The organism is Scatolibacter rhodanostii (assembly GCF_900197595.1).
Taxonomy (GTDB): domain Bacteria; phylum Bacillota; class Clostridia; order Oscillospirales; family Acutalibacteraceae; genus Scatolibacter; species Scatolibacter rhodanostii.
The window spans coordinates 1-9,732 of the sequence record NZ_FZLO01000008.1 but is presented as its reverse complement, the minus strand read 5'-3'; the positions used below and the strand labels follow the sequence as shown (position 1 = coordinate 9,732).

General features: G+C 41.3%; 17 protein-coding genes. 1 reads left to right on the top strand and 16 read right to left on the bottom strand.

Annotated features, from left to right (window positions below):
* Positions 1-97 precede the first annotated feature (97 nt).
* From CS931_RS12380 to CS931_RS12315, 16 genes are all read right to left on the bottom strand, one after another.
* Complete coding sequence (locus CS931_RS12380; protein ID WP_242964999.1) at positions 98-334, bottom strand: helix-turn-helix domain-containing protein; 237 nt, start codon at positions 332-334, stop codon at positions 98-100.
* A gap of 426 nt (positions 335-760) precedes the next feature.
* Complete coding sequence (locus tag CS931_RS12375; RefSeq protein WP_099206204.1) at positions 761-1,084, bottom strand: hypothetical protein; 324 nt, start codon at positions 1,082-1,084, stop codon at positions 761-763.
* Positions 1,065-1,418: a VRR-NUC domain-containing protein gene (locus tag CS931_RS12370; RefSeq protein WP_099206203.1), complete on the bottom strand. Its 354-nt coding sequence runs from the start codon at positions 1,416-1,418 to the stop codon at positions 1,065-1,067. Before CS931_RS12370 ends, CS931_RS12375 begins: the two co-directional genes overlap by 20 nt.
* Positions 1,411-1,566, bottom strand: a complete 156-nt coding sequence (locus tag CS931_RS12750; RefSeq protein ID WP_159459835.1) for a hypothetical protein — start codon at positions 1,564-1,566, stop codon at positions 1,411-1,413. The genes CS931_RS12370 and CS931_RS12750 overlap by 8 nt, the downstream gene beginning before the upstream one ends.
* Entirely contained in the window at positions 1,563-2,921 is a 1,359-nt protein-coding gene (locus CS931_RS12365) for a DEAD/DEAH box helicase (RefSeq protein ID WP_099206202.1), read from the bottom strand. Before CS931_RS12365 ends, CS931_RS12750 begins: the two co-directional genes overlap by 4 nt.
* 286 nt (positions 2,922-3,207) lie before the next feature.
* Positions 3,208-5,115: a DUF927 domain-containing protein gene (locus CS931_RS12360; RefSeq protein ID WP_159459834.1), complete on the bottom strand. Its 1,908-nt coding sequence runs from the start codon at positions 5,113-5,115 to the stop codon at positions 3,208-3,210.
* A gap of 20 nt (positions 5,116-5,135) precedes the next feature.
* The gene (locus tag CS931_RS12355) at positions 5,136-5,645 is read right to left on the bottom strand and encodes a CHC2 zinc finger domain-containing protein (RefSeq protein WP_099206200.1); all 510 of its coding nucleotides are present in this window, start codon (positions 5,643-5,645) and stop codon (positions 5,136-5,138) included.
* Positions 5,646-5,648: 3 nt separating this feature from the next.
* Complete coding sequence (locus CS931_RS12350; RefSeq protein ID WP_099206199.1) at positions 5,649-6,194, bottom strand: hypothetical protein; 546 nt, start codon at positions 6,192-6,194, stop codon at positions 5,649-5,651.
* A gap of 1 nt (position 6,195) precedes the next feature.
* On the bottom strand, positions 6,196-6,837 hold the full coding sequence (locus CS931_RS12345) for an AAA family ATPase (protein WP_099206198.1): 642 nt from the start codon (positions 6,835-6,837) through the stop codon (positions 6,196-6,198).
* A 9-nt stretch (positions 6,838-6,846) separates the two neighbouring features.
* Entirely contained in the window at positions 6,847-7,059 is a 213-nt protein-coding gene (locus CS931_RS12340) for a hypothetical protein (RefSeq protein ID WP_099206197.1), read from the bottom strand.
* Between the two features lie 2 nt (positions 7,060-7,061).
* The gene (locus CS931_RS12335) at positions 7,062-7,247 is read right to left on the bottom strand and encodes a hypothetical protein (protein WP_099206196.1); all 186 of its coding nucleotides are present in this window, start codon (positions 7,245-7,247) and stop codon (positions 7,062-7,064) included.
* Positions 7,240-7,383: a hypothetical protein gene (locus CS931_RS12605; RefSeq protein WP_143826259.1), complete on the bottom strand. Its 144-nt coding sequence runs from the start codon at positions 7,381-7,383 to the stop codon at positions 7,240-7,242. Before CS931_RS12605 ends, CS931_RS12335 begins: the two co-directional genes overlap by 8 nt.
* Entirely contained in the window at positions 7,373-7,708 is a 336-nt protein-coding gene (locus CS931_RS12330) for a sporulation initiation factor Spo0A C-terminal domain-containing protein (protein ID WP_099206195.1), read from the bottom strand. Before CS931_RS12330 ends, CS931_RS12605 begins: the two co-directional genes overlap by 11 nt.
* A gap of 25 nt (positions 7,709-7,733) precedes the next feature.
* Positions 7,734-7,979 (bottom strand): hypothetical protein, encoded by a 246-nt coding sequence (locus CS931_RS12325; protein ID WP_099206194.1) that lies wholly within the window; start codon positions 7,977-7,979, stop codon positions 7,734-7,736.
* Positions 7,972-8,169: a hypothetical protein gene (locus tag CS931_RS12320; RefSeq protein WP_099206193.1), complete on the bottom strand. Its 198-nt coding sequence runs from the start codon at positions 8,167-8,169 to the stop codon at positions 7,972-7,974. The genes CS931_RS12325 and CS931_RS12320 overlap by 8 nt, the downstream gene beginning before the upstream one ends.
* On the bottom strand, positions 8,166-8,549 hold the full coding sequence (locus CS931_RS12315) for a Lar family restriction alleviation protein (RefSeq protein WP_099206192.1): 384 nt from the start codon (positions 8,547-8,549) through the stop codon (positions 8,166-8,168). Before CS931_RS12315 ends, CS931_RS12320 begins: the two co-directional genes overlap by 4 nt.
* A 655-nt stretch (positions 8,550-9,204) precedes the next feature.
* Here CS931_RS12315 and CS931_RS12595 point away from each other — a divergent pair.
* A complete protein-coding gene (locus CS931_RS12595) occupies positions 9,205-9,480 on the top strand; it encodes a hypothetical protein (protein ID WP_143826256.1) in 276 nt (91 codons plus the stop codon).
* Positions 9,481-9,732: the final 252 nt, after the last annotated feature.

Below are 9,732 nucleotides of genomic sequence, written 5' to 3'. Positions count from 1 at the left end.
TATTTCGCTTTCATCCCAAGCAAAAGACTTTTTAGGCGAACTACTTCATCTGCGAGAACTTCAGCTTGTTTTGGTAATTCGGCATCTATGTATCTTTTCATTCATCCGTCCTCCCCAGTAAATAATCTGCTGAAACATTGAAGTAGTCGCAGAGCCACACGATTCTATTTGCGGTGGGTTCTGATATATCATGTTCGTATCGGCAGTAGACTGCATCGGATATTCCAACCGATTTTGCAACTGTCATCATAGATACGCCTTTATTTTTTCGCAGTTGTTTTAAGCGTTCTCCTAGCGTTTGCATTGTTATTTCCTCGCTTTCTGTATTGTTCATACCACGTCCATATGTGTGTGATATTATGTAAATAAATAAAATTAACGGAGGTCATTATGAAACAAAATAGTATTCCTGCTCTGAGAAGTAAGTTGGCCGTGTACAAGGTTTGCTACCATGAAGCCGAACGAACAAACGACCTTAAGCGTATCGTACTCCTTGACTCAATCATAAGTGACCTTCGACACGAAATTAAAACTTTCGAAGAATAAACTACAGCTCTTGCTTCGGCAGGAGCCGTTTTATTTCTGTATCGGTTGTCCACAATCAGGACAATTATCAGGTAATCGTTTTATGTCTATCCCAAGAGGACAGCAGCAAAACGGACACACGTATGTAAGCTGCCTAATATCCTCAAATGTGATTTGCTCTAAAGGTGTCATTGGGGGGGGGAATTGAGACGAAGTTGTTTTCGTTCGGATTGTTTCACTTTAGTGCCCTCCCGTCCATAATCCGCATAATTTTCTTACACCTATCGCAATTGCCTAATTCAACCTCTTTACTCATGCCAGCTAATTTTAAATTTCTTCGCTCGGTTTCTTGATAAATCTCTATAAGCCTGTTGCTGACAAAGAAAGAATCTAATAGTTTTTGTTTTTCTTTCTTGGCTTGTTCTCGGGTAATTATGCCAGTTTTGTGAGAATGATATAGGCACCTGAAAGATTGGAATAAAAGTTGTTCAGCTAAGTTTAACCTACCCGGCATTTCATCGCCATGCATAGCTGATTTTTCAATATCCACCGGATTCAATGATTCTCACCGCCTCTTCAACTGATCGGGCGATACCAGCAGCGTGGCCAAGCTGTTTCATACGCTCGATGAATTTTATTTGTTCCGGGCGAATACGTCCGGTTTCGTTTTTTGTCTCGATGAACGCTGTCCGATTCTGCCCAATGCAGAGTAAATCTGAAAATCCTTTAGGGAGACCATCAACCTTACGCAAATTGATTAGAACAGGCTGATTATATTCTTTGCTGAAAACTCTCTGACCTTGCCAATATTCGCCAGCGTTTGTTCGGAAAACTATTAAACCGTGCTTAGATAGTTCCACACGAATTTGATTCTGAATGACGGATTCACGCATCTGATTTTTCCTCCCAATATTCAATGAAACAGATAGTTCGATTGCCGTTTTTGATTTTTCCTTGTCGCACCGTATAACCGTTCATAGCCAAAATAGTAATCAGCGTTTCACGGTCAGAAGCTTTACTGACATTAATTTTGTATCTCATGAAGCAATCAACCCTTTCTTCTTGGCGTAATAATACCCAAATCCGGGCTTCTTGCCGTTTTGCTTACACCAAGCCATAATTTCGTACATTGTATGGCAGTCAGAAATATCCTTATGCTGAACCGATTCAGCTGCCCTCTGTCTATTCGATTCCTTAATTTCTTCCATGCGAATCTTTTTGATATTCTCAATCTCCTGCCGGGTCTTTTTAATTTCTGCGCCGCAGTTTGGACATACATCAGGACCCGGAAGAAAGGTAAAATAACACTCTTCACACTGTTTGACCGATAACGTACCGTCCTGCTGATATTGGCTGGGCGGTTTTATTTTGCTTTCAAGCGACCACTCTCTATCAGTATCAGGTAAGCCGTGCCGGGTGTAATTTCCGACATGGTCCAGTATAATTGCTGTCTTACCCGGTTGTGGTCTTAATGCTCGTCCTGCTTGCTGTATGGCAAGTGCTGTTGACATCGTGGGTCGAAGTAAAATACAGCACCAACAATCAGGGACATCAAAGCCGACGGATATTAAATCGACATTACAAAGAATCTGAATCTTTTTATCTCGGAAATCCTGTACAATTTGTTTTCTGTCAGATGTCTTGGTATTGCCGTCAAAATGAACTGCATTGATTCCTGCGTTTTGAAATTCTTCTGCCATAGCTTCAGAATGCTTAATTGACGAACAGTAACATATTGTCTGCAAACCGTCAGCGTATTTACGGTAGTTCTCTATAATATCGCCATATACAGCACGCTGCATTAATAATTCTGCAGCACTCTCTGTATCAAAATCAGAGCCTTTACGCTTTAGAGAAGATAGATCCGCAACAGAGGGAGCAAAATAACGGTACTCAGATAAATAACCCTGCTGTATAAGTTCTTTCGTCGTGATACCAATCACCATGCAATCATATGTAGAGCCTAGTGGTCTGCCGTCTAATCGGCAGGGTGTAGCGGTTAAACCGACCATGAAAGCATTTGGGTACAGGTCAATGAGTTTCTGCCATGTCGCTGCCATTGAAAAATGTGCCTCGTCAAATATGATAAAATCGGGTTTCGGGTATCGTTCCGGGTGATTTGCGTATGTGCCAACCATACCGATATGAATTGAATTTAAAGGAATATTAAATTTTTGAAATGTTTCTACTGTCTGATCAAGTAATTCTCGACGGTGAACAAGAAACCATACCGTAAGACCTTTAGCTTGAGATTGTGCAGCCATGTATGCAAACACAACTGTCTTGCCTGCACCACAAGGAAGAACAACAAGTGGACGTTTATAGTAGTGTTTAAACATCTTACGTGTTTCGGTAAGTATAGACTCTTGATAGTCACGCAGTTTTAATTCTGTCAAATTGAATTTACCTCCTTTTTGTGGTATTTGTAGAACCTTGTAGTACCTATGGTTCTACATCAAAAACATAGTGTTTATGCGGTGTTGCGGTATGTTGTAGGAATGTAGGACTTTTTGCACGCAATCTCTATAAGAAGATTTACTTATACATTTTCTTAAATTAGAGAGTGTTAATACTCTTCTATATATGTTTGTTTTACAGTCCTACAAGTCCTACATTCCTACAAACCTCTATAAACCGCATGGTTAAGCCGTTTTTTGTGTAGGACTTTTTGTAGGAACAGTTCTACAAAATGCCATCAAACGATAAATCATCATCGGGCGTGACCATAGATTCTTCTGTTGGAAGCTTCATAATCACACATTCCGTCGCCATGCCACCGATTCTTTTTGTTTTGGTGAATCCTTTTCCTCTTACTTGAATCAACCCTCTAGTTCTCAAATTACCAAGCAATGCCCTAGCATTTATCTGTGCATCCGAACACGCCTTATTGAACACAGAACGATTTATATACACCCAACCAACATCAACACCCTCATCTACAATCAATCCATATACATCGGTATTTTCGGACGAACCTCTGAACTTGTTACCGTTCTGCGAAACCCAGTCGCACATATACTGATAGCCTCTGTCGGCAGCAGAAACAGCCTCTTTGCTCTTTAAAAATTCAGCAATGTCTTTCACGGTCAAGGCTGAATCATCTTTAAATATCCAGCGTGTAGCTAGCGTGTCGGCTGTCACTAAAATAGCCGCTGCCATAGCTTGTTTTTCAGTGGTGTCGTTCTCCATGCATTCGGCATAGAATTTTTCATAGAGCCGCCTAGCTTCGTCCAGCGAATCAGAATCAGAGAGCATTTGTACAAACATCATGCCAGCAAAACCGTAGTTCTTCTTGACGATTGCAGCCGTTTCATGTCCTTTTTCAATAACTTTTTCGTCACCTTTACATTCCACTTCAATGACACGGTTTACTGCTCCGGCACCGTCATTTTCGTTTGTGAGGGGTGTTTCACCTGAGGTAACAAAACAGTTCGACCAAGTAATAGTTGGGGCAAGTCCTAATGTTTTGTTGGAACGCAATTTGCCTGATCCTGAAGCTAAGCCATAGACATCAAATACAACTTTTCCATGTTTATCTTTTGCTAATTGTGTTTCATCTGCAAAAACTGGTATAGAATTTAAAAATCCGGCAAGCGTTTCAAACCCGACATCTGTTGCTTTACAAGTCTTAAAGTATGCACCACCCACGGTTGGTTCAGCCCAAACCGAAGCAGCTACCATTTGGGCGACTGTTTTACCTGTACCGGAATCAATGCCCCACAAGTGGACAAAGAAAGGCAATACTCCACAAGGCTCTACTAACACAGAAGCAAAAGAAGCAGCTAGAACGATTTTGGCGGTCAAACTATATCTTCGAACTTCAATAGCTTTTTTTAGCCATGTATCAAATTTCCCAACCTGAGTAATGGCAGAAAATGTTTTTTCAAATCGGTTATCTCCATCAAAAAGAATTTCTTCCGTATAAGGAGAGAAACCTTCTTCATTCCAGCCCATACGAGAAGTGGATTTGAATTCTGGAATATAATCATAGCTGTTATCTAAAACATCAGTGATATAATCTACTAGGTTTTGTGCACGTTTTCCGGAAGTAACAGAAATCCCAATAGTAGCTAGAGCCGTAATATTTCTTGCGTTTGAAACTGTATCAAATCCGGTGGTTATTTCTGTCCAAGCTTTTTTATTCCTCATGCCACGCCGGAAAGCTAAAGTGACTTTAAGTTCGCCTGTGTCAATGTTTCTAAGGCGTTTTATCGGCATAAGAGGGTGACTACAAGCAATCTCAATTCCACCTTGCGCACCATATTTATACACGCCTGATTCGTCCGTTTTCCAATCACCTGTGTCCAATTGCAAAGGTTGCGCATCAAATTGGGATACATTTTCGGAATCTGAATTGACAAACCGAAGTGACTTTATGTATTTCTGATAAGCTCCTTTAAATCCATCAATACCTAGCGAATGTGCATATAGGCTCACGGCGTTGGTGAGTTGTTCCTCCTTAAATTTATTATTGTGAAATTCATATACAAATTCATACGGTGAGGTTGAAGTAAGAAAATCTGACGAAGTAAAAACTGGTAAATCAAATTTTTCAATTAATTCTGAGATATTAATTTCAGGGGCTTGCATCTGGTTTTTTCTCGTGACCGTCACCTCCATTCTGTGTTGTCAATCCAATAGTCTAAATATTCTCGCCGCCCAAGTTTAGCAGCATATTCGCCCCATAGGTGGCTGTCCTGCGGTGTTTCCTTGGGGGGCGGTGTCATATGCCATAAATTCCGAAACTCGTTGATTCTAGCTGTGCATTCAGCTCTGTAAGCTTCCAGTTCAGCCTGTTTCTTTCTGCGTTCCTCAACCCAGTGGTTTATGTTTCTACGTTCTGGTCGTTGGGTGGACAGCCCTAAATGAAAATCGTTGTCCAACCGCAAAACAGCTTGTCTTGCATTGATTGAAAACAGCTTGGTAACAAAATCAATCACGCTGCCACCTTCGTTGCAGACAAAACAATGCCAACCACGAGAACCGGGATAGACTGTTAAAGACGGATGCGAATCGTTATGAAAAGGGCAGAGCATAACGCCCTTTTTTACTTCAAAGCCGTACTGCTCTACCACTTCTTTCATCGTTAGGCGTTCTTTAATTTGAGTAAAAATATCCATAGATTAAAACGGCAAATCTTCGTCTGATAGACCGTCAATTTCTTGAAAACCACTGCTGTTTGTCGTTGCTGGTGCAGCTGAACCCGAAAGCGTTTTTAGCTTAGGAATTTCAAACTTGCCGTCTTTAATGGCTTGCGTACTATGTACCTCTGCTACATACAGCCGTGTGCCGATTCCGCCTTTGCTTTTAGAATATTCTTCTTCGCCTAGAACCAATCCCACCATTTTTCGTGAAAGCGTGTTTTCGTCATTCCCAAATTTATAACCGGAATTAGATTTTTCAACACTGGTCAAAAACGCTTTAAAGAAAGGCTGCGCTTTTTCCTTGTAACTGCGAATCAAAACGCCGCCCCAGTTCCAATCAGGGAATTTCTGCTGTTGCTCACGGTAATAGTTCTTGAATTCACCGTCTGCAATATCGTACTCAATGCGCAAGTATTCTTTGTCAGGGAAGTCCTCTACACGGACAATTCCGCAAATATAACCACCTACAGGCAGTCTTGAAAATTCCTTTGCTTCCTCTACATCATTCCAATTGATATTTTTCATATTAATAATCCTCCAATGCTTTAATTACTTCGATAATGTCGTTTGGAATTTCGTCCTGTTCAAACGCTCCCATAGGCGTTTTTGCTGTGCTGTTTCGTGCGTGGGTTTCAAAAACATATTTGCCATCAATTGCTTTTGAAATCAGGACCGTGGTGAATTTGCTTTCCAGTACAATTTTGTCCAGCTTTTTACCGCTTGTTTTAATGCGGGTAAAAGTAAACCCACTGTCATCACGCTCTGTCTGTGTATGTGCCGTAAAAATCACAGTTAAATCATCACGCAGGGTATTTGCCATGCTGACAAGATTCCACACAGAAGTGGCTAAGTCCTGCCATTTGTCATAACCTTTTTCTTTTGCACGGCTGAATTCATCATCAATCATGATTGCGTTCAGAGTATCAATGACAGCGACCTTAATTTGTGGAGATTTCTCGCTGATTCCGTGCAAGATTTGTTCAATAGATTTTGCTTCACTGGTTGCTCTGTAATTTTTGTTCGCTGAATTGTATTGCTTTTTCCAGCCTTTCCATGACAGACCTTTTTTGTCACAATCAAAATAGAATGTAGAAGCAGGGTCTAAATTTCTCATAGAAGTTGTTTTTCCACTGCCCGATTCCCCTGCAACACAGATTACTTTGCTCATAAAATCCTCCTATTCGTCAATTAATTTCAATGGACACTCATTGCCGATACTCAAAAATGGATATAATAACAATTCCCCTGTGAGCAGGCATTTCCATCGTTTTAGGCTATCCTCGTTACGAGCATAGGGACAATATTGACAGACCGTCTTGTCTTCAGGAAAATTGACTTTTATGCTGCCTTCTGCTTTGGTGTAATACTTAATACCTCTTTCAAATGCCATGGTTAATCCTCCGCCGTAGTGCGACTGCTTTTTATACAATTCTCACACCACGGCTCGCCGTCAATATCGTAGTAATCCTGTCCCTCTAAAATACTGCTGCCGCACCAAACGCACTCATGTATAGCTTTGGGCGGCGGTTCATTTGGGCAGCCACGCAAGTGAGGGGAATGGTTACATAGGTCACACATTGTTGTTAGCCTCCTGCTCTGCGTTTAATTGCTTTTTCAAGTCAGCAATTTGGTAATCTTTTAAACTAATCTGGTCTTCTAATTCGGCAATTCGATTGCCTAACGCTTCCAATACCTTAAGGAGATTATTTTCCATCTTCCAATCCCTCCATCCTCAACTGCTCCACCACGGTAGCAATAAACTCGCTGTTGGTGATTTTGTTTCTGTTATCCCCAAAGCACATTATGTATTCGTCACCTTTAGAGCAAGCCTTTTCAATAGCGTGCCGTATGGCTCGTTCTGCTCGGCTTGGTGTTGTGTCGTGTGCTTTAGCAACATCAGGGTATAACCTCTTAGTAACACGATTGATATAGCTGCTGTCCTCAAGACAGAGGGTGATAGCTGTTTTGAGATATTCATAACCTAACAGATTTGCCGGTACTCCCAATTTGCGGAGCATTTCAATTATTTGTTTGTTCATAGCTTGACAACCTCCTAAAATTTTGTTATCGTTTGGATAGATTATTTTTGCTTGCCGCCTTAGTGATTGCCGTCACCGGGCGGTATTTTTTATATTTGCTTGCGCACTCTGGGCAATAATTACGTGTAGCGTTGTTGCCGCTTGTCCGCACCAATCGCCAATGATTAGCTTTGGCATATGTAACAGCCTCTGCAAAGCTGTCAAATGCTCCGGCTGTTGTATTGCAAGTATCACATCGTGCGTAATACTTGCCTTTCAGTTTGTCAATCATGGGTGGTCTCCACTCTTTTCCAGCAATCAGATGTCCAACCCATTGCAATTTTTGCACCGTGATATGAGGAATACATTCTGTCCCAAATAATAGTACCGGTATAATCTTTTACTGTTAGACGGTAAAAGTTTTCTATCTCTTTTATAACTGCTGTAAAATTCTGAGAATCTTTGTAATATTCCTTTTTCACTGCTTGTCCTCCTGTTCCGGCTGATTCAGCCAATCAATCCAATATAAAACACTGCCTTGTTTTGTTCCAAAGTCAATCTTAGAAACCCCGTGCTCAACACCGTCTATAAATGTTTGTTGTATAAATTTCGCTAACATTTCGAAGTTTTCAGTGACACGGTCAAACAATGTCAGCGGCTTGTTTTCAGGGGCGGTGCGGCTGTTCCATGCGGTGATGGCTTCATCTAGAGTGCCCCATGTTTGGTTAATGTGGTGCCCGGGGCAATCTTCATTTTCACACTCAACCCCGTAGCTTGTGTGATAACCGATTAGCGGTATCATTCTTGCTTCGCCCCCACAAAACGGACAGTTAAGCAATTTCGGATAGTCTTTGTTCTGCATAGTCCATTCCTTTCTTTCTAATCCAATAATAAACAGTGAACGGGCTAACATCGACGGTTTTACACCATTCGGACACACATTTCCTTACTCCGTGTACAGTGAGAAATTTAGTATTTCTACGATTTCTACTGTTTTCTTTCGATGTAACCCAACGGCAATTTTCAGGCGAGTATCCTTTATCGTTGTTGATTCGGTCAAGTTGTAAGCCTTTCCGATATCCATTAAGCAATGCCCATAAAACAAATTCGTAAGAATCGTGCCATTTTTCGCAGACAGAAATTCCTCGCCCTCCGTAGTCTTTAAATTTTTGCCTGTTGGGATTTTCACATCTTGATTTCATCGAACACCAAACGCCATATAGTTCAGGGTAATCACAACACGCTCCGTGAATCCTGTGAGAGTAAGCTTGATATGGNTCTAAAACCTTACCCTTGCTGTTATCATGGTGTGAACTACCGTTCTCCATAACTTTTTTTACCCCTTTCATGTTTCTGTATGCCATTGTATGAAAGTTATCTTAGGTAAGTGTTTAAAAAGAATCCCTCATGCTAAACGCACAAGGGGAATACATAGGCGCTCAAGTTTGCTTTTCAGCCTGAGAGAACTGTTTAAAACCATCCCCACTGGGGCACATCGTTGAGAGGTGCGTGGGGTCTTGTTAGCTTTACAGGTCTTTCCCTGCCGTCAATATAATAAAGTCTCTTTATACCCCGAAAAGGTTACTACCCTTTGCCGTCAAGCGGTCTATCGGGGTGTATATACAGGCTGGCGTGACTACAAAGGTCGGCTGCCTGTTTACACGCCGCTTTTATTCCGGCTGTCACTCATGTCCTATCGAGTTGGGGCTGCTGACGGGAATATCTCCCTGCGCTCTGTCAGCTTTGCCGATTGGTGCCAACGACAGGAATTGAACCTATCTCTGTACAAATAATTGCACTTTTAAGTTGGCATATCAGCCCCAGCCGTAACCGGGGCAATTTAGGAGGAACGCAAATGACCTCTTGTAATCAAGTAGAGATAGCAAACATGCGAATCCGCATTAATTTGAAGTGTCCAGTCGGCTTATCTGCTACCTCAATTATTAGTTTAAATGATACTTTTGTGAATTTTGTGAAAAACTAGCCTTTATTTAAATAAGCTATAATATTTTTTTTGCACACTGTTTACGGTTATTCCTTCCCGA